This is a genomic window from Polynucleobacter sp. MWH-Aus1W21, from assembly GCF_018687275.1.
In the GTDB taxonomy this organism is placed as follows: domain Bacteria; phylum Pseudomonadota; class Gammaproteobacteria; order Burkholderiales; family Burkholderiaceae; genus Polynucleobacter.
The window spans coordinates 1108587-1126839 of sequence record NZ_CP061287.1 but is presented as its reverse complement, the minus strand read 5'-3'; the positions used below and the strand labels follow the sequence as shown (position 1 = coordinate 1126839).

Annotated in this window: 19 protein-coding genes and 1 tRNA gene; 14 read left to right on the top strand and 6 right to left on the bottom strand. The window is 46.1% G+C overall.

What is annotated here, in order from left to right; translation table 11 throughout:
* Positions 1–4 precede the first annotated feature (4 nt).
* The gene (gene rph, locus ICW03_RS05835) at positions 5–745 is read right to left on the bottom strand and encodes a ribonuclease PH (protein WP_215346549.1); all 741 of its coding nucleotides are present in this window, start codon (positions 743–745) and stop codon (positions 5–7) included.
* A 56-nt stretch (positions 746–801) separates the two neighbouring features.
* Here rph and ICW03_RS05830 point away from each other — a divergent pair, with 56 nt between their 5' ends.
* From ICW03_RS05830 to ICW03_RS05815, 4 genes are all read left to right on the top strand, one after another.
* A complete protein-coding gene (locus tag ICW03_RS05830; RefSeq protein WP_215346548.1) occupies positions 802–1731 on the top strand; it encodes a YicC/YloC family endoribonuclease in 930 nt (309 codons plus the stop codon).
* 22 nt (positions 1732–1753) lie between these two features.
* Positions 1754–2392 carry a guanylate kinase gene (gene gmk, locus ICW03_RS05825; protein ID WP_215346547.1) on the top strand — a complete coding sequence of 213 codons (639 nt, stop codon included), beginning with the start codon at positions 1754–1756 and terminating at the stop codon, positions 2390–2392.
* 44 nt (positions 2393–2436) lie between these two features.
* The gene (gene rpoZ, locus ICW03_RS05820; RefSeq protein WP_011902918.1) at positions 2437–2640 is read left to right on the top strand and encodes a DNA-directed RNA polymerase subunit omega; all 204 of its coding nucleotides are present in this window, start codon (positions 2437–2439) and stop codon (positions 2638–2640) included.
* 108 nt (positions 2641–2748) lie between these two features.
* Positions 2749–5043, top strand: a complete 2295-nt coding sequence (locus ICW03_RS05815; RefSeq protein WP_251374361.1) for a bifunctional (p)ppGpp synthetase/guanosine-3',5'-bis(diphosphate) 3'-pyrophosphohydrolase — start codon at positions 2749–2751, stop codon at positions 5041–5043.
* A gap of 2 nt (positions 5044–5045) precedes the next feature.
* Here ICW03_RS05815 and greB read toward each other — a convergent pair whose 3' ends face one another.
* Positions 5046–5546, bottom strand: coding sequence for a transcription elongation factor GreB (greB, locus tag ICW03_RS05810; protein ID WP_215346545.1), 501 nt, complete (start codon positions 5544–5546; stop codon positions 5046–5048).
* An 18-nt stretch (positions 5547–5564) separates the two neighbouring features.
* Between greB and ICW03_RS05805 the strand changes: the two genes are divergently transcribed.
* The 8 genes from ICW03_RS05805 (at position 5565) to ICW03_RS05770 (ending at position 13524) form a co-directional block, all read left to right on the top strand.
* Positions 5565–5641 (top strand) — tRNA-Arg (locus ICW03_RS05805).
* 89 nt (positions 5642–5730) lie between these two features.
* Positions 5731–6903 carry an ABC transporter permease gene (locus ICW03_RS05800; RefSeq protein WP_215346544.1) on the top strand — a complete coding sequence of 391 codons (1173 nt, stop codon included), beginning with the start codon at positions 5731–5733 and terminating at the stop codon, positions 6901–6903.
* On the top strand, positions 6903–7688 hold the full coding sequence (locus ICW03_RS05795) for an ABC transporter ATP-binding protein (protein WP_215346543.1): 786 nt from the start codon (positions 6903–6905) through the stop codon (positions 7686–7688). Before ICW03_RS05800 ends, ICW03_RS05795 begins: the two co-directional genes overlap by 1 nt.
* Positions 7685–8614, top strand: a complete 930-nt coding sequence (locus ICW03_RS05790) for an MlaD family protein (protein ID WP_215346542.1) — start codon at positions 7685–7687, stop codon at positions 8612–8614. The genes ICW03_RS05795 and ICW03_RS05790 overlap by 4 nt, the downstream gene beginning before the upstream one ends.
* Positions 8611–9237 carry a membrane integrity-associated transporter subunit PqiC gene (locus tag ICW03_RS05785; protein WP_215346541.1) on the top strand — a complete coding sequence of 209 codons (627 nt, stop codon included), beginning with the start codon at positions 8611–8613 and terminating at the stop codon, positions 9235–9237. The genes ICW03_RS05790 and ICW03_RS05785 overlap by 4 nt, the downstream gene beginning before the upstream one ends.
* Before the next feature lie 55 nt (positions 9238–9292).
* The gene (locus ICW03_RS05780; RefSeq protein ID WP_251374494.1) at positions 9293–10228 is read left to right on the top strand and encodes a tripartite tricarboxylate transporter substrate binding protein BugE; all 936 of its coding nucleotides are present in this window, start codon (positions 9293–9295) and stop codon (positions 10226–10228) included.
* Between the two features lie 27 nt (positions 10229–10255).
* Positions 10256–11041 carry an SDR family oxidoreductase gene (locus ICW03_RS05775; protein ID WP_215346539.1) on the top strand — a complete coding sequence of 262 codons (786 nt, stop codon included), beginning with the start codon at positions 10256–10258 and terminating at the stop codon, positions 11039–11041.
* Complete coding sequence (locus ICW03_RS05770) at positions 11038–13524, top strand: ABC transporter permease (RefSeq protein ID WP_215350045.1); 2487 nt, start codon at positions 11038–11040, stop codon at positions 13522–13524. The genes ICW03_RS05775 and ICW03_RS05770 overlap by 4 nt, the downstream gene beginning before the upstream one ends.
* A gap of 9 nt (positions 13525–13533) precedes the next feature.
* Here ICW03_RS05770 and ICW03_RS05765 read toward each other — a convergent pair whose 3' ends face one another.
* Genes ICW03_RS05765 through ICW03_RS05750 form a run of 4 tightly spaced genes read right to left on the bottom strand, consistent with a single transcriptional unit; the run spans position 13534 to position 15758 of the window.
* A complete protein-coding gene (locus ICW03_RS05765; protein WP_215350043.1) occupies positions 13534–14070 on the bottom strand; it encodes an RDD family protein in 537 nt (178 codons plus the stop codon).
* Between the two features lie 7 nt (positions 14071–14077).
* A complete protein-coding gene (locus ICW03_RS05760; RefSeq protein WP_215350041.1) occupies positions 14078–14719 on the bottom strand; it encodes a DUF3106 domain-containing protein in 642 nt (213 codons plus the stop codon).
* Positions 14720–14733: 14 nt separating this feature from the next.
* A complete protein-coding gene (locus tag ICW03_RS05755; RefSeq protein WP_215350039.1) occupies positions 14734–15192 on the bottom strand; it encodes a DUF3619 family protein in 459 nt (152 codons plus the stop codon).
* The gene (locus tag ICW03_RS05750; RefSeq protein ID WP_215350038.1) at positions 15189–15758 is read right to left on the bottom strand and encodes an RNA polymerase sigma factor; all 570 of its coding nucleotides are present in this window, start codon (positions 15756–15758) and stop codon (positions 15189–15191) included. The genes ICW03_RS05755 and ICW03_RS05750 overlap by 4 nt, the downstream gene beginning before the upstream one ends.
* Before the next feature lie 192 nt (positions 15759–15950).
* Here ICW03_RS05750 and ICW03_RS05745 point away from each other — a divergent pair, with 192 nt between their 5' ends.
* Both ICW03_RS05745 and ilvN read left to right on the top strand, forming a co-directional pair.
* The gene (locus ICW03_RS05745; protein ID WP_215350036.1) at positions 15951–17738 is read left to right on the top strand and encodes an acetolactate synthase 3 catalytic subunit; all 1788 of its coding nucleotides are present in this window, start codon (positions 15951–15953) and stop codon (positions 17736–17738) included.
* Positions 17738–18229 carry an acetolactate synthase small subunit gene (gene ilvN / locus ICW03_RS05740; RefSeq protein WP_011902903.1) on the top strand — a complete coding sequence of 164 codons (492 nt, stop codon included), beginning with the start codon at positions 17738–17740 and terminating at the stop codon, positions 18227–18229. The genes ICW03_RS05745 and ilvN overlap by 1 nt, the downstream gene beginning before the upstream one ends.
* Positions 18230–18253 lie beyond the last annotated feature (24 nt).

Genomic DNA, 18253 nt, shown 5'->3' with positions numbered 1-18253 from the left:
ATCTTTATTTCAATGCTTTTATTTGCATTTGGGTGAGCTCTTGAATTCCTTGCTCAGCAAGATCCAAGAGTGCGTTAAGTTCTTTTCTAGAAAAAGCGGCGCCTTCAGCAGTGCCTTGAACTTCAATCATTCCGCCTTTACCAGTCATGACGACATTCATATCGGTATCGCACGAAGAGTCTTCAGGGTAATCCAAGTCAAGTACCGGAGCGCCTTCATAAATACCTACTGAGATAGCGGCTACGCTATCGATAATTGGATCCTTTGCGAGAACGCCGCTTTTTAAGAGTTGATTAACTGCATCTCTAGCGGCGACGTATGCGCCTGTAATGGAGGCGGTACGTGTACCGCCATCGGCTTGCAAGACATCGCAATCCAGATGAATGGTTCTTTCGCCCAGTACTTTTAAGTCAAAAACACTGCGCATTGCTCGACCAATGAGGCGCTGAATTTCTTGGGTGCGACCAGATTGTTTGCCGCGAGCTGCTTCACGATCACTGCGGGTGTGAGTAGAGCGGGGGAGCATGCCGTATTCAGCAGTAACCCAGCCCTCACCAGAACCTTTTTTGTGGGGAGGCACCTTTTCTAGGATGCTGGCGGTGCAAAGAACCTTGGTATCTCCAAAGGCAATCAAAACCGAACCTTCGGCATGCTTAGTAAAGGCCCTGGAGATGGTTACGGGGCGCAAATCTTTTGGCTGACGTCCGCTCGGGCGGGCAATTTTGGCTGGGTTGGCAGTGCTCATGGAAATGGGGTCCTATGGGTTTTGGTCTGGATCAATAATGAATCTACAATGTTCATATGATATCGAGCATGACTGGTTATGGCAGCGCTTCTCGCCAAGTCTCCCTAGGGGCTGGCGTAGTTGCTGATCTGCAGGTGGAATGTCGGGCTGTAAATAGCCGCTTTCTGGATCTTGGATTTCGTCTTCCGGACGAATGCCGTGGGGCTGAGCCTGCCTTAAGGGAAATGGCTACTCAAAGCCTCTCCCGAGGCAAGGTTGAGTTCAGGGCCGCTTGGAGGGTGAACGCAGGTGCGGCTAATGCACCTAAATCTAATCCCCATGCACTAGGCGCCATCAATAAAGATCGCTTAGATGCTTTATATACCCTGCAAGAAAAAGCTCAAGACGCATTCCCGAAAGCGCAAGAACTGAGCATTGCTGAAGTATTGCGTTGGCCTGGCGTTGTCTCTGAGCCTCGCGGCGAAGAAGATAGTTGGATCACTGCAGCCGTTGAGGCTGGCCGGGCAGCTCTAGCAGCATTAATGGAAAGTCGTCATGCTGAAGGCAAAGCCTTAGTTGGCGTTCTCACCAGCATTACTAGCAAGATGCGCGACATTGTTAAGGTAATTGAGCCTAAGGTTCCTGAATATGTAGCGCAATATCAAGAGAAGTTGACTGAGCGATTATCAGAAGCTCTGGCTGCACAAGAACAGGCCAAAGCTGGAGCTGAGCTCATGGAGCGCATACGCCAAGAGGTTGTTTTGTATGCAGTGCGTATCGATGTTGCCGAAGAGTTTGCGCGTTTAAAAACCCATCTTCAGGCTGTAGATACCGCGCTTGCAGGCAGGGGCCCGGTAGGTAAGCGTTTAGATTTCCTGATGCAAGAACTCAATCGCGAAGCCAATACCTTGAGCTCCAAATCAGTTTCAGAAGAATGTACACAAGCAGCGCTTGAGCTCAAATTATTTATCGAACAAATGCGTGAGCAAGTACAAAATCTTGAGTAACCCTTGAGTAATTAATTCATTCATGACCAACTCTACTTCGAACCCATCCTACCAAGGCAGCATGTTGATGATTGTTGCGCCCTCCGGTGCAGGCAAGTCTTCATTGGTGAATGCTTTATTGAAAGATGATCCGGGATTGAAATTATCTTTATCAACCACGACGCGGGCACCAAGACCTGGAGAAGTGGACGGTAAGGATTACCGCTTTTTGAGCAAAGACGATTTTCTGCAAGAGCGCGACCAAGGTCATTTTCTAGAGTGGGCAGAAGTGCATGGCCATTTCTATGGCACATCTAAGCCGTGGATTGAGTCTCAAATGCAAGCGGGCAATGATGTCATGTTGGAGATTGATTGGCAGGGCGCCCAACAGATTCGCAAGTTAATTCCTTCTGTGCAGTGGATCTTCATTTTTCCACCGTCAATTGAGGCCCTGGAAGAGCGTCTACGCAAGCGAGGTCAAGACGATGAAGCCACCATTGAGCGACGTCTAGCGGCAGCCCATATCGAACTCACGCACGCCCATGAGGCGGATTACATTGTTGTGAACGATTCGTTCGATCAGGCTTTAGTGGATTTAAAGCATATTTTGGCCTCCAGCCGCCTGCGCTCTGGGCCCAGTATGGCCCGAAATCCAGCGCTTTTGAAGCGTCTCGGGGTCTAATCAGTTATCCTATAGGTATTGAAGCTAAATTAAGTGAGTTCAGCATGGCCCGTATTACTGTAGAAGATTGCCTTAAAACGATTCCGAACCGATTTGAATTGGTTTTGGCTGCCACTTATCGTGCACGCCAATTGGTGCAAGGTCACTCCCCACGTGTTGAGTCCAGAGATAAAGCTACTGTAGTTGCATTGCGCGAAGTAGCTGCTGGTGTAACCGACCGTGACATGTTGACCAAAGTACCTCTGTAATTAAGGGGTTCCGGTGTGGAGCTCCCTTTAGGAATAGTTAAAACATCGGAAAAAGTAGGGAGCGTCTTGCCTATAGACACTTCGCTTGACTCAGCTCAAGCACAATTTTTGGATACAGATTCCAAATCATCCCAAAGCGGCAAGAAATCGATCATTGCGAGTTTGTTGGCGCAATCGAGTCGTCATTTATTTGGCCCAACCTCGGCCCCAAATCTTCCCTTAAAGCATCAAGTAGTTTCGATTGAGGGATTGCTATCAAAACTCTCTTATTTGAAGTCTGAAGAAATTGCGCAAATTAAGAAAGCATTTCAGTTTTCGGATGCTGCTCATTTGGGTCAATATCGCCATAGCGGTGAACCTTACATCACTCACCCAGTTGCCGTCGCTGAACTCTGTGCCACATGGCGATTAGATGCCCCATCAATCATGGCAGCGTTAATGCATGATGTGATTGAGGATACGGGCTGTACAAAAGCAGATCTAGTAGAAAAGTTTGGTAACAAGGTGGCTGAGTTGGTTGAGGGTCTAACCAAGCTCGATAAATTAGAGTTTCAGAGTCATGCGGAAGCGCAAGCGGAAAGTTTTCGCAAAATGTTCATGGCCATGGCGCGCGATGTTCGTGTCATCTTAGTAAAGCTAGCAGACCGTACGCACAATATGCGTACTCTTGATGCGGTGCCGATGGAGAAGCGTCGCCGTGTAGCGACTGAAACTATTGAAATCTACGCACCCATTGCCCACCGTCTGGGCTTGAACGTCATTTACCGCGATTTACAAGATTTGAGCTTCCGGTACTCAATGCCGATGCGTTTTAGGGTGATTGAAGGCGCTGTCAAGCGGGCGCGTGGCAATCGAAAGGAAATGGTTGAGAAGATTTTGCAGGCTTCTCGCATGGCATTTGCCAAAGCCAACTTAGATGTAGATCTTCGTGGTCGTGAAAAAACACTCTTTAGTATCTACAACAAGATGCGCGCTAAACATTTAAGTTTTTCGCAAGTTCTCGATGTTTATGCTTTCCGCGTAACCGTTCATTCTATTGATGAATGCTATCGCGCTTTAGGTATTTTGCATTCCTTGTATAAGCCTATGCCTGGTAAGTTTAAGGATTACATTGCCATTCCAAAATTAAACGGCTATCAATCTTTGCATACCACCTTATTGGGTCCATCAGGTGTGCCAGTAGAGTTTCAAATTCGTACGACTGAAATGCATGCAGTTGCCGAAGCTGGTGTAGCAGCGCATTGGGCTTATAAAGATGGTTCGCCTGATATGAGTGAGGTGCAGAATCGTGCTCATCAATGGTTGCAGTCCTTGATTGATATTCAGGATAGTAGCGGCGACTCTCAGGAATTTTTAGAGCACGTCAAAATCGATTTGTTCCCGGATGCGGTTTATGTATTTACGCCAACTGGACAGATTAGGGCGCTCCCAAGAGGCGCCACCGCACTTGATTTCGCATATTCCATCCATAGCGACCTTGGTAATACTTGCGTGGCTGTAAAGATCAATGGCTTGCAATTGCCGCTGCGTAGTGAGTTAAAAAATAGTGATATCGTTGAAGTGATTACTTCCGCAAGTTCACAGCCCAACCCAGGTTGGCTCGCTTTTGTTCGTACCGGCAAAGCCCGTGCCTCAATTCGGCATTCTTTAAAGACTAAGCATTATTCCGAATCTCTACAGCTCGGTGAGCGCCTCCTAGCGAATGCACTACGCCAGCAGGGTGTCGATGCTGCATTGCTTAGCCCGGAGATTTGGGAGAAGCTAACCCATTGGACTGGCGATAAAACCAGAGAAGAAGCTTGCGTCAATATTGCCCTGGGTAGACGATCTCCGCAAGAGCTAGCAATTCGTCTGAAGATATTGATTGATGACGAGGGTGGTTCTGAGCAGATGCGTTTGGGTGCTACCGATTGGGTTGCGCCAAACCAAGAAATTAACCATCACCAACGCCAGGCAATTTTGGTTGATGGTCGTGAAGGCAATTCCATTCATTTCCAGAGTTGTTGCCATCCGATTCCAGGAGATAACATCATTGGCTATCTCGGTAAGGGTGAGGGTCTGCAAGTGCATACCAATGATTGTCCGGTGGCTTTGCGCATGCTTTCTAAAGACAGTGACAAATGGGTTGAGGTGGAGTGGGGTAAAGAGCTCAATCGTGAGTTTGAGTTAGATCTTGCAATTGATACTCGCCAAGGTAAAGGGGTATTGGCAAGAGTTGCTAGTAGCGTAACAGCCGCTGATTCAAACATCATGAATGTATCTATGGAAGATCGATTCAAAGAGGATTCCGTGACAATCCGCTTTACGATTCAAGTCTACGATCGACTGCATCTTTCTAAAGTCATGCGCAGTCTGCGCGCCAATCCTGACGTAATGCGGGTCACTCGCACCCGCGCTATATAGTTTTAAAGGTACTGAACATCTAGGATTTCAATTTCAGCGGGTCCGGTTGGCGTCTGAATGAAAACGCAGTCACCGATTCGAGACTTAATGAGTCCTTTGGCTATAGGTGACACCCAACTCACATGGCCTTTATCTAAGTCAACCTCATCTACCCCAACAATAGTAATTACGGTCTCTTTGCCTGCTTGGGCACCCTCGAGGGCTGAGTAGGTTACGGTTGCCCCAAAGAAGACCTGGTCGGCATCATTTTCACCGGATTTTCGGGCGGAATTGTCCACAACTACGGCAAATTCAAGGCGTTTATTGAGGAACCGAATACGCCTATCTATCTCCCTAAGGCGCTTTTTTCCGTAGATATAGTCACCATTTTCAGACCGATCGCCATTGCTGGCAGCCCAGTGCACAACCTTGACAACCTCGGGTCTATCAAGGTTTAAGAGCTGCAGGAGCTCGGTCTTGATACGTTCGTGACCAGCGGGGGTGATGTAGTTCTTCTCTTCCATGGCATAATTATGGCTGTTGCGGCTGTAGCTCAGCTGGATAGAGTACTTGGCTACGAACCAAGGGGTCGTGGGTTCAATTCCTGCCAGCCGCACCAACTTATACGAGGGCCTAGTTGCAAAACTGGGCCCTTTTCATTTTTAAGCGTTTTATAGAACTTAAACCTACATCCCTTATAGTTGGGTTATGAGCATTTCTGACACCATTTCTGCCGTTTCTGAGGCCCCAGTTGCTGTTTGGTCGCAGATGGATACCAATTCCGCAAAGGTGTCGCTTAATGGAGTTGTGAACGCTTATTCCCTAGGTGGAGTTTGGACTCAAATTCGCGATGCTCAAGCGGCCTGGCTAACGCAAGGCGATAGTAAGGCAAAAACTCTCAATGTTGATTCTTCAGCAGTCGCTTCTCTTGATGGTGCTGGTATCGCCTTTTTAATTTCATTAGAAGAGGCGCAGACCATTGCCGGTGCTAAATATGCGTTGTCAGGATTGGATCCTCGTTACCAGCCTCTGCTGAAAGAGTTTGATCCAATCAGTAATTTATTTCCCAAGCCGGCTACAAAGCCTCAAAGAAGCTTTGTGGTGAGCACGGGGATGGCAGTTCAAAATATTATTGATGACACTGTAGGTTTAATTGAATTCACAGGCCATCTATTTTCTGATTTAGTTTGGTCAGTTAGAAATCCAAAACAAGTGAGGTGGGGTGACTTTATCAATGCTGCAGTTGAGGCAGGTATTGCGGCATTGCCAATCGTTGGTTTGGTTGCCTTTTTAATTGGTGTAATTCTATCTTTCCAGGCTGCCATTGGTATGAAGCAGTTTGGCGCTGTCTCTTTTGTGGGCCCGCTGGCTGCCTTGGGTATTGTTCGCGAAATGGGCCCATTAATAACGGCTATTTTGTTGGCGGGTCGATCATCCGCGGCTTTTGCTGCCGAGATTGGCACAATGACGGTCAATAGCGAAGTGGATGCTTTAGTTTCAGGCGGCTTAAGTCCCATCCGTTTTTTAGTCGTGCCGCGCGTTTTAGCAGGCATTATAGTTGCGCCGATTTTGACTTTATTTGCCGACATCGTCAGCATATTTTCATCCATGTTAACGATGTTGATCTACGGTATTCCATTTATAAATTTTTACAATGGCATGTTAGCTGCAGTTGATGTCGAAGATATTCTTTCTGGTTTATTAAAGGCAACTCTGTTTGGTGTGGTTGTTTCGGCGATGGGTTGTTTACGTGGCATGCAAACTGGTACTGGTGCGGCAGCTGTAGGTATCTCAGCAACGCGTGCAGTAGTTAGTAGTATCGTCATGATCGTCATCGTTGACGGTATTTTTGCTTTCATCTCCTATAAAACAGGCTTCTGATGGACGCACAAATTACCCAGAATAATTCTTCCTACGCAATTGATGTCCAGAACCTAACGGTTGGTTATGGTTCTAAGGTGCTCATGCAGAACTTGAATTTCACTGTTAATAACGGTGAAATTTTTGTCATTCTGGGCGGTTCAGGTTGCGGGAAATCTAGCCTTCTGAAAAACTTATTCGGCCTGTATCAGCCGTTAGCTGGGAATGTTCTGATCGAAGGGCAAAACATCACCACCGCAACGGGTGCTGAACGTCAAAAAATCATGACTAGTTTTGGTGTGATGTATCAGCAGGGCGCGCTATTTGGATCAATGAATCTCCTGGATAACGTTACCTTGTTTATGCAGGAATATACCCATCTGACGCAGCCACAAATGGATCTCTTGGCGCGCTGCAAACTTGATTTAGTTGGCCTTTTGCCGTATGAGTCCTATATGCCCAGCGAAATCAGTGGCGGCATGCAAAAACGTGCAGCTATAGCAAGGGCGATGGCACTGGATCCTAAAATTTTGTTTTTGGACGAACCTTCCGCAGGTCTTGATCCAATCACCTCGGCTGATCTTGATAGCACTATCCAGGATTTGTCAAAAAACTTAGGCATTACCTTTGTCATTGTTTCCCATGAATTGGCTAGCATTTATGCCATCGCTGACAAGGTCATCATGTTGGATAAGGATGCCAAAGGAATCATCGCCGAAGGCGACCCGAAAGTGCTAAGAGATACCAGTAAGGACCCTAGAGTGCATCAATTCTTTAATCGCATTATGAGCAAGGACGCAGCATGAGCAATAACTCAAATCCGAATTATTTCCGCCTAGGCGTCTTTGTTCTGGCCGCAATAGGGGTGCTAATAGCTGTTATTTTGATCTTTGGATCCGGACAGTTTTTTAAAAAATCTTTCTATATTGAGACCTACATTAAGCAATCTGTTACTGGATTGGATGCTGGTGCTGCAGTCCGCTTTAGAGGGGTAAAGGTTGGTCAAGTCACCATGATTAGCTTAACTGGAGATATTTATGAAAAAGATATTCCCTTTGAAAAGCGTCGACAGTATGTAGTGATCCGTATGCAGATTTATGGCGAACAAGTGGATATGGACCATCTGAATAGTTTTGTAAAAAATAATTTACGCGCACGTGTTAAATCTATGGGTATCACAGGCGTTAACTACGTAGAGTTTGATTTTGTGAATGATGCTAACCATACTGAAGTACTTCCATATAGTTGGAAGCCTGATTACCCAGTTATTCCTTCTTTGCCAAATCAAGCGGATGAGATCATCTCTGGTATTCAAAAGCTCATTGGCGCGCTAAATGAAATGAATATTGATGCTACACAGAAGAAGCTGGATAAGATGATTACCAATCTGAATGTATTGATGGCGGGTGACGGCAAGGGTAATGAGGGTGTAATTGAATCTGTAAAACAACTTAATACGATCATGGCACGCATTGCTAAGGTAACCGATAAAGATGAGCTCAGTATTTTGATGCGAGAGCTAGTCGGCACGATGGTTGCATTGCGCCAAACTGTAACCAGCATTCAGGGCGACACTAGTGCCACGATTGAGAATCTGAAACAGACCAGTGAGAACCTCAACGAATTCAGTCGTATTGCTAGTCAGTCCCCATCAAGCTTAATTTGGGGTGAGCCGCCAGCAAAAATTACACCGCCGCTAAATGGTTCAAGCGGATCTGGAGCGCAAAAATGATAAAACGAGCCCTTTTTATTGCGGCAATATTGGGATTGTCTGCTTGCTCATTACCATCCCGTGCACCATTGGCCTCTGCAAGTTGGATGGTCGCACCTGAGCGAACAGCTGCTCCTCTCAAAACACGCTCAGATCTGTGGTTAAAAATTGGTTCAGTTACTGTGGCGCCGCCATTTGATTCTAAGTCTTTGGTTTATCGCTTAGGTGATCAGCGTTATGAAAAAGATTTCTATAACGTGTATACCGTCATCCCATCAGAGATGATCTCAAATGCAGAACGTAAGTGGTTTAACCAGGCAAATATCTTTGCTGCAACCGTTGGCCAGGGTAATAGCTTTTTCCCTTATTACACCCTGCAGTTATCTGTAAATGAGTTTTATGGCGATTACCGTGTTAAGCCTGAGGCGGTTGTGAGTGTTGAATTTTTCTTAACTGCAACTAATGCAGGCAAGAGTAATCCCTTAATTGGTGCAAATCGATATTCAAAACGAGTGGCGCTTAAAGACAATACTCCAGATGCGCTTGTATTAGGTCAACAGCAAGCTCTCGCAGAAATCTTTCGGGAGTATGAAGATCAGCTTTCGAAATATGCGGCAAATTTACCCAAACCTTTAGGTCAGTAAGCTTATGAAATTCACAAAACTAAATCTTATTAATTTATTTGGCGCGACCGTATTAATGGCGATAGGATCTGCTGCTATCGCACAGACGCAAAATTTTCCTGTGAAGCCAATTCGTTTAGTGGTGCCATTTGCACCAGGTGGTAGTACTGACATCATTGCTCGTGCAGTAGGCGATGCCCTGGGTCGCCAATTAGGTCAACCAGTCATTGTGGAAAACAAAGCGGGTGGTGGTGGTTCTATTGGCGCGCTAGAGGTTATGCGCGCACCAAAAGATGGTTACACCATCGGTATGGCAACTGTGTCTACAACGGCGGCTAATCCGGCCATCAATCCGAAGATTGGTTACGATCCCATTACTGATTTCACAGCTATTAGTAATATCGCAGCGACACCAAACATCATTGCGGTCAATCCATCATTTCCAGCCAAAGACTTTAAAACCTTTATGGAGGTATTAAAGGCAAATCCTGGTAAGTATTCTTATTCGAGCTCAGGTACAGGCGGGATTGGACATCTACAAACTGAATTATTTAAAAGTTTGACTGGTGTGTTTATCGTGCATATCCCTTATCGTGGCGCCGGTCCAGCGCTGGCAGATACGGTTGGTGGACAAGTGTCGATGATTTTTGATAACTTACCATCATCATTGCCCTTCATTAAAGACGGCAAGCTTGTTCCGATTGTGATTGCTGCTCCTAAGCGTTTAGCCCAATTACCTAATGTGCCGACCTTTGCAGAAGTGGGTTTGGCGCCCGTCAATCGCATGGCTTACTACGGTTTATTAGGCCCTGCGGGCATTCCAAAAGATGTGGTGGAGAAATACAACGTAGCACTACAAAAAGTAGTTGCAGATCCAGCAGTGAAAAAGCGTATTGAAGATACTGGCTCGATCATTAACGTGAACGGCTCTGAAGCCTTTGCAAAAGAGATTAAGGCTGAGTACACCGTTTACAAAGAGGTTGTTACTAAACAAAAATTGCAGTTAGACTAAAAATATAAAATAGCCTTAGGAGACAAAATGGATTTAGGAATTCAGGGTAAGGTTGCTCTAGTAATGGCCTCTAGTCGTGGCCTAGGTCAGGCCATGGCAGTATCGCTTGCCCGTGAGGGGGTGAAAGTCGCTGTCACTGGGCGAAACGCGGAAGGCTTGAAGGAGTCTGTCAAGTTAATTGAGGAAGCCGGAGGAAAGGCGCTGGCGCTAAATTGGGATTTGTCTGACCCGTCAGTTATCGATGGCTTAATCTCAGAAGTAGAAAAAGAGCTGGGCCCAATTGATATCTTGATTAATAACACTGGCGGTCCTCCGCCGACACCAGCCGCAGGACAAGACCCAGCACTTTGGCAAAAAAGCTTTAACGATATGGTGCTCTCACTGATCGCTATTACGGATCGCGTCTTGCCGGGTATGCGTCAACGTAAGTGGGGTCGCATTATTACCAGCACGACTTCAGGCGCAATTGCTCCTATTAAAAACTTGGCTATTTCTAATACTTTGCGCGCGGCATTGCTGGCTTGGTCAAAAACCTTGGCATCAGAGGTAGCTGCTGATGGTATCACTGTGAATATCATCATGCCGGGTAGGGTGGCAACAGATCGCTTACGTCAGCTTGATGAGGCTCGTGCTAATCGCGAAGGTAAGAGTTATGAGGATGTAGTCAAGCTAAGTTTAGGTCAAATTCCGATGGGGAGATATGGGGACCCTAAAGAATATGGTGACACAGCAGCATTCTTGGCTAGTCAAAACGCCTCCTTTATTACTGGCACTGTCATGCGCGTTGATGGCGGTCAAATACAGGCCGTTTGAGTCAATTGATTCTTCGCTTCTTGGATGGTCTGAAGCGCGATTTTCGCTCTAGTGAATTAGCTTGGCTTTTTGTTGCGCTAACACTATCTGTAACAGCGCTTTCCAGTGTGAGTTTTTTGGCAGACCGAATGCAAAGAGCATTTGCATTCGATGCTAGGCAACTCTTAGCATCGGACTTGCTCATTGTTTCAGACCAGCCCTTACCAAGCGTATTTTTGAAAGAAGCGCAAAGCAAGGAACTAAAAATTGCGCAAACGGTGGTATTTCCAAGCATGGCTACTGTTGGTTCTAGTAGCAAGCTTGCATCTCTTAAGGCAGTAAGTCCTCAGTATCCATTGCGCGGTTCACTGCGCGTTCAGAGAAATTCAGAAGGTAAAGCGCTAACTGGTAGTCCTGAGCAGGGTTTTGTTTGGGTTGATCCGGCCATGTTGGCTAGCTTGTCTGCTAAAGAGGGTGACTCCATCAAGCTAGGCGATAAGACCTTTGTGATTGCTGGCGTTCTTGAGCGAGAGCTTGATCGTGGCGCAGGTTTTATGAACTTTGCTCCTAGAGTCATGATGTCCTTGTCTGATTTGAGTTCAACAGGCTTGATTGGGCTGGGCAGTCGAGTGACTTATCGACTATTGCTTGCAGGTTCTGACGAACAGGTTTCAGCCTATAGCGCATGGGCTAATCAATATATTGAAAAAGATGATCTGAAGGGTGTGCGCATTGAAACCCTTGAGAATGCTCAGCCAATGATGCGCAAAACGCTTGAGCGCGCAGATCGATTTCTGTCCTTGATTGCATTGTTAACTGCGATGGTGGCGGCAGTTGCAATTGCTCTGTCTGCGCATCGTTACACGCGCAATCAGGCAGATGCTTGTGCAGTTCTAAAGTGCCTTGGAGCTAAATCAAATTCAATTCTGGTTTGGCAGGGTCAAACGCTTTTGTCGCTTGGTTTAGTTGCTGCATTTCTAGGTTCATTATTAGGTTATCTTGGTCAAAGTCTGTTGACACTTCTATTGGGCAATCTTGTGATGTCAGATCTGCCGCAAGTATCGATATGGCCCGTTCTTTGGAGTGTTTTGGTTTCCTGGAGCTTGCTGTTTGGATTTGCTGGACCAGCCATTTTCAGGTTGGTAAAGGTTTCGCCGATTCGTTTGATTCGCAAAGAATTTGATGGTGTAGATATCTCTACATTTTGGACTGTTGCTTGTGGGCTGCTTACCGCCCTTGGGCTGATTATGATTGCTGCGCGCGATTGGAAATTGGCTTTATGGACTAGTCTTAGTTTTGCTGCTGCAATTGCTATCTTCGCATTTGTCTCTTGGGGTTTTTTAAGGCTCGCATGTTCAATGCCAACAAAGCGATTTGCTCTTGGTTTTGTGATCCTGTCGCAAGGTCGAAGAACGGGTCTTGCTATTGTCCAAATCACTGCTTTAGGCATAGCGTTAATGGCATTGCTACTGGTTCTTTTATTGCGTGCCGACTTTTTAAGCGCATGGCAAGGCAATATACCTAGCGATGCACCTAATCGCTTCATGATTAATGTACAAGAGGATCAAAAGCAGGGACTCACGCAGTCTTTACAAAATGCAGGCGTATCTGCGCCACAGTTTTACCCGATGATTAGAGGTCGATTAATTGAAATTAACGGCAAAGATATAGCTCCCAATAATTATGCTGAAGAAAATGCCCGCCGCCTTGTGGATCGCGAGTTTAATTTATCGTATACAGAGCAATTACCAATGGGCAATCAACTCCTGGCGGGTAAGTGGATCCAGGGTGATGCTCCTCAGATCTCCATGGAAACAGGAATAGCCAAAACCCTGAAGTTAAAAATGGGCGATCAACTGACGTTTGAGGTGGCAGGAGAAAAAATTACTGCTCCGATCACCTCATTGCGTAAATTAGATTGGGGTTCAATGCGGGTGAACTTCTTTGTCATCATGCCTGCCGCTCAGTTGCAGTCATTACCTCAATCTTGGATTACTTCTTATTATCAATCGCCTAAACAGGAATCCTTAGATTTTCAGTTGAGTCAAACATATCCCAATGTAACGATTGTGGATGTAACAGCTTCCTTGCAACAAATTCAGGAAGTGCTGAATAAGCTTTCATCTGTCCTAGGTCTGCTCTTAGCCTTCACTATCGTTGCTGCTATTTTGGTTTTAATGTCCGCTATTGCAGCTACACAGGACGAGCGCTATAAAAATGCAGCACTCTTAAAGGCACTGGGTGCGTCTCGAAATACCCTGGCGAATATTGCCAACATCGAGTTATTAATGATTGGCTTAGTGTCAGGAGTGCTAGCTGGTCTTGCGTCTGGAATGGCTGCCTGGGCTTTGGGTCATTACGTGATGGAAATTCAATTCAATGCGTTTGGTGAGGCGCTACTCATGGGCGTTACCTTTGGCGTAGTAGCTTGTCTGGCATCGGGATATCGCTTCCAAAAGAGGATTCAGAAGGCTACGGCAATTGAATGTCTGCGCGAAGCTTAGTCGAAATTATTATTTCAGAGTCACGAGGTTTTTAGGCAGCTCGACTAATCGGGTTCCTGCCAAGCGATCGGGCAGCCCCTGTCGATACAGGCCATGCTGGCGGTCTAAGTAAATGCTTAATGGCCAAATAAATAACGCTACAGCAAAAAGCATTTCAATGATTTGCCACTTTTCTAAGTGAAAAGCCCATTGCAATAAGACGCATGGAATGAACCATAGAGAACCATAGACATAGCGCCAAAAGGCCTGTCGTTTAGTGAGGGTGTGTCCATCCCTACCAATGATGCGCACGCGCCACGTTTGCATGGCTAGCGTCTGGCCGGACTTGGTCCAGTACCAAACAAAATACAGTCCCAACACAGCGTATAGATATAAAAAAGTTAGCCAGCTTGGCAATGAGATACCGAAAAGCATTCCCAATCCAAGATTTGGAACTAAAAAAGTAAATGCTATTACACCAAGCAATACAAGTTGCTCATAGAGGCAGCATGAAACGCGGCGCCAAAATTGTGGGGAGGGTAATACGTTTAGCTCAGCAGGCGACATAGACTGCTTAATTGTTTGTTGGGTTGCTAGATGTGGTGCCAGAAGAACCGCTTTCCGCAGAAGATCCAGTGTTATCTATTGTTGCAGGTGTGTTTGTGTTTATGACGGCAGGAGGTAGGGCTGCTTTTGGTGATATTGGGTGCTGTTGAAGTGTTGGGGCATTAGCGGCGGTTGGTTTTTTCTTTGCTTCGGAATCCGCCAGCTTCTTCTTTTGATCATCGCTCAGTTTTTGATAGGCAGACCACGCCTCTGCCTTTTTCTCGGCCGGAAATTTCAGGCTGGCGAGATAATTCTCACGTGCAAGGCGACGCTCTTTTTGAGAGAGATTTGACCAACTTGCCATGCGAGATTGCAGACGATCTTGATCCTGAGTAGTCATCTTGGGGTAAATATTGGCAACTTGAATCCACTTCTTGCGGCTATCAGGGAGCATGTAATCCCAATCGCTTTCAAGTGGCGCAAGTATTTTCTGTTGAGCGGGCTTTAGGCCTTCCCATGTCCCATCAGGTTTTTTTTCAGGAATCGCTGTTGCTTTTCCGTGTGGGGCGCTTGGTGGTAACTGCGCGATGGCTGGGCTAACAATGAATGCGCATAAAAAAGCACATAGGGCTAGCCCACAAGTCTTTTGCATTCCAGTTGTTGATGACATCGAATGAGTCGGGATTATTTGCTTTGAACTGAGTCTGATGAACTGTCTGACTCAGAGAGAGGGCCGTACTTAAGAAAGGCCATAAATCCGCTATCAGCATAAGCATCTGGTGGAACGTCATCAGACAATAAAGCCGCATCTACTTCAGCAATGTCATTAATGCGTGAATCATCTTGCCACTGGGCAATGCCAATCAAGCCAAATACCAAGACCACCAGTGGAGCAATCCAACCTAAGGTATCCCAAGTGCCGTTTGATCCAGATGTCCAGTTGCGGGCAGATCCAGCCAAAACTTGTTTTTGAATGCGTACTTTTTCAGGCTTTTTAACAGATAGCGCTTTCATACGGGCTGCGTATAGGCGATCTTTGATATTTTGAGGAATTGTTTGGACACCTTGACGGAGCAGGGCAGCGCTAGCCTGGCCAAATTGGTCGGCTTGAGTCTGGAGTTGTTGGTCATCAAAGTGTTTCACAGCGTAATTCCTTTTAATTTCAATGCTTTAGCTAATGTTTGGGTGGCTCTAGAACAGTGGGTTTTGACACTTCCTTCACTACAACTCATTGCCAGCGCCGTTTCAGTAATGCTTAGCTCATCCCAATAACGCATTAGGAAGGCTTCTCGTTGACGTACAGGTAATTTAGATATTTCTGACTCTAAAGCCTGTAAAAGCTGACTTTTTTCAAGCTTTTGCGCCCCATCTTGGTGAATTTCACTGTCATCTGGGGCTGAAAGGGACTCTAGAGGGTCAAAATCATCGTTTTCATCAGCCTTTTTGCCCATATTGGAAAAAAGGGTGACCCAAGTATTCCTTACTTTTTGCCTTCGAAACCAGTCATGAATGCGGTTTTGCAAAATTCTAGTAAAAACTAAGGGCAACTCTGCCGCTGGTCGATCACCATATTTTTCAGCCAGCTTGATCATGGCGTCTTGAACAATATCTAATGCAGCGTCATCGTCACGCACGGCGTAGACCGCCTGCTTAAAAGCGCGTTGCTCAACATTGCTCAGAAAGTCAGATAGTTCTTGGGCTGATGCCATGAAATGGATTAGACCTGAATCTGTAAGAATTCAGCCATTTTAGGGGATTGCTATAGAATATAGGGCTTACTACCTAGAATCTCATTCAAGAAGTGGTTTTTCCGGTAGCAGCGCCGTTCGAACTCAGGCCATAAGCAGGGGATAGAACAGACCAATCAATTTTTTGCCGAAAATTGCAAAGGACGAAAGAAAATGAATACAAGCAGCGCCGAATTTTTAGCTAGCAAAGCTAACAAAGACACAGCAAATACAAATAATGATGCAGCGCCTCCAGAAATGATTGGTGCTGAGATGCTCGTGCATGCATTGCACAAAGAGGGTGTTGAATTCGTTTGGGGTTACCCAGGTGGATCCGTTCTCTTTATCTACGACGAAATTTTTAAGCAGGACAAGTTTGAGCATATTCTTGTTCGCCATGAGCAGGCAGCTGTTCATGCGGCTGATGGTTATGCACGAGCAACCGGTAAGGTTGGAGTGGCCCTAGTTACCTCAGGCCCAGGTGTGACCAATGCAGTTACTGGCATTGCTACTGCTTACACTGATTCGATCCCTATGGTGATCATCAGCGGTAACGTTCCCACTTACGCTATTGGTGAAGATGCATTCCAAGAGGCTGACACAGTAGGTATCACTCGCCCAGTTGTGAAGCACAACTTCCTCGTGAAAGATGTTAAAGACCTTCCATTGGTTTTGAAAAAAGCATTTCATATTGCGCAGACAGGTCGCCCTGGCCCCGTCTTGATTGATATTCCTAAAGATGTATCCGCAGCTAAAGGTCCTTTCGTATATCCAGAGACTCTGGAAATGCGTTCTTACAACCCGGTAGTTAAGGGCCATAGCGGTCAGATTCGCAAAGCGGTTGCTTTGTTGCAAGAGGCAGAGCGCCCATACATCTATACCGGTGGTGGCGTGATTTTGTCTGATGCAGCCCCTGAGTTAAAAGAGTTTGCCGACTTGTTGGGCTATCCAGTTACTAATACGTTGATGGGCTTGGGTGGATTCCCTGGTACGAGTCCGCAATTTGTGGGCATGCTCGGCATGCATGGCACGTATGAAGCAAATATGGCTATGCAGCACAGTGATGTATTGATTGCGATTGGTGCGCGTTTTGATGATCGTGTGATCGGAAACACCGTACACTTTGCAAGTCATCCGCGCAAGATTATTCACATAGACATCGATCCTTCTGTAATTTCTAAGCGCGTGAAGGTAGATGTGCCTATCGTTGGCAACCTTAAAGAGGTGTTGGTTGAGATGACCGCCCAAATTAAGGCAGCTGGCCCGCGTAAGAATGGCGATAAGGTTGCTGCTTGGTGGGATCAGATTAATGAGTGGCGCAAAAAAGATTGCTTGAAGTACGACGAGGCATCTCAAATTGTGAAGCCGCAGTACGTTGTTCAAAAGTTGTGGGAGCTCACTGGTGGTGATGCATTCATTTGCTCTGACGTAGGTCAACATCAAATGTGGGCCGCACAGTTCTACAAGTTTGATAAACCACGTCGCTGGATTAACTCTGGTGGCCTAGGCACCATGGGTGTTGGCTTGCCCTACGCAATGGGCATCAAGAAGGCATTTCCTGAAAAGGATGTTTTCACTATTACAGGTGAAGGCTCAATTCAGATGTGCATTCAAGAGTTGTCTACATGTAAGCAATACGACACCCCAGTGAAGATCGTGTCCCTGAATAACCGTTACCTAGGTATGGTGCGTCAGTGGCAAGAATTAACCTATAACAAGCGCTACTCCAGTTCATACATGGATTCCTTGCCTGACTTTGTGAAACTGGCAGAAGCCTATGGTCACGTTGGCATGCGCATTGAAAAGAAATCCGATGTTGAGGGCGCTCTTAAAGAGGCGATTCGATTAAAAGATCGTACTGTATTCATGGACTTCCAGACTGACCCAGAAGAAAACGTTTGGCCTATGGTTCAAGCAGGCAAGGGTATTACTGAAATGCTTTTGGGTAGCGAGGATCTCTAATGCGACACATTATTTCTGTACTCATTGAGAATGAGCCGGGCGCCTTATCACGTGTAGTAGGTTTATTTTCTGCTCGCGGCTACAACATTGATACTTTGAGTGTCGCGCCTACTGAAGATCCATCCTTATCTCGTATGACTATCGTGACTTTTGGTTCCGATGATGTTATTGAACAAATTACCAAGCACTTAAACCGTCTGGTTGAGGTTGTTAAGGTATTTGATCTGAGTGAAGGCCCTCATATTGAGCGTGAGCTCATGATGATCAAGGTTCGCGCTGTTGGAAAAGAGCGTGAAGAGCTCAAACGTACTACCGATATCTTCCGTGGTCGCATCATTGATGTGACTGACAAGAGTTACACCATTGAGTTAACCGGTGATGGTGCCAAGTTGGATGCCTTTATTGATTCGATCGATCGCGCATCGATTCTGGAAACTGTCCGTTCGGGTGGGTCTGGAATTGGTCGTGGAGAGCGCATCCTCAAGGTTTAATTTTTTTAACTGATTACTGCATTA

Excerpts from the sequence above, each read along its gene's own strand:
- rph (WP_215346549.1), bottom strand. The coding sequence starts at position 745 with ATGAGCACTGCCAACCCAGCCAAAATTGCCCGCCCGAGCGGACGTCAG.
- ICW03_RS05830 (WP_215346548.1), top strand. The coding sequence starts at position 802 with ATGATATCGAGCATGACTGGTTATGGCAGCGCTTCTCGCCAAGTCTCC.
- gmk (WP_215346547.1), top strand. The coding sequence starts at position 1,754 with ATGACCAACTCTACTTCGAACCCATCCTACCAAGGCAGCATGTTGATG.
- rpoZ (WP_011902918.1), top strand. The coding sequence starts at position 2,437 with ATGGCCCGTATTACTGTAGAAGATTGCCTTAAAACGATTCCGAACCGA.
- greB (WP_215346545.1), bottom strand. The coding sequence starts at position 5,546 with ATGGAAGAGAAGAACTACATCACCCCCGCTGGTCACGAACGTATCAAG.
- ICW03_RS05800 (WP_215346544.1), top strand. The coding sequence starts at position 5,731 with ATGAGCATTTCTGACACCATTTCTGCCGTTTCTGAGGCCCCAGTTGCT.
- ICW03_RS05795 (WP_215346543.1), top strand. The coding sequence starts at position 6,903 with ATGGACGCACAAATTACCCAGAATAATTCTTCCTACGCAATTGATGTC.
- ICW03_RS05790 (WP_215346542.1), top strand. The coding sequence starts at position 7,685 with ATGAGCAATAACTCAAATCCGAATTATTTCCGCCTAGGCGTCTTTGTT.
- ICW03_RS05785 (WP_215346541.1), top strand. The coding sequence starts at position 8,611 with ATGATAAAACGAGCCCTTTTTATTGCGGCAATATTGGGATTGTCTGCT.
- ICW03_RS05780 (WP_251374494.1), top strand. The coding sequence starts at position 9,293 with ATGGCGATAGGATCTGCTGCTATCGCACAGACGCAAAATTTTCCTGTG.
- ICW03_RS05775 (WP_215346539.1), top strand. The coding sequence starts at position 10,256 with ATGGATTTAGGAATTCAGGGTAAGGTTGCTCTAGTAATGGCCTCTAGT.
- ICW03_RS05765 (WP_215350043.1), bottom strand. The coding sequence starts at position 14,070 with ATGTCGCCTGCTGAGCTAAACGTATTACCCTCCCCACAATTTTGGCGC.
- ICW03_RS05760 (WP_215350041.1), bottom strand. The coding sequence starts at position 14,719 with ATGTCATCAACAACTGGAATGCAAAAGACTTGTGGGCTAGCCCTATGT.
- ICW03_RS05750 (WP_215350038.1), bottom strand. The coding sequence starts at position 15,758 with ATGGCATCAGCCCAAGAACTATCTGACTTTCTGAGCAATGTTGAGCAA.
- ICW03_RS05745 (WP_215350036.1), top strand. The coding sequence starts at position 15,951 with ATGAATACAAGCAGCGCCGAATTTTTAGCTAGCAAAGCTAACAAAGAC.
- ilvN (WP_011902903.1), top strand. The coding sequence starts at position 17,738 with ATGCGACACATTATTTCTGTACTCATTGAGAATGAGCCGGGCGCCTTA.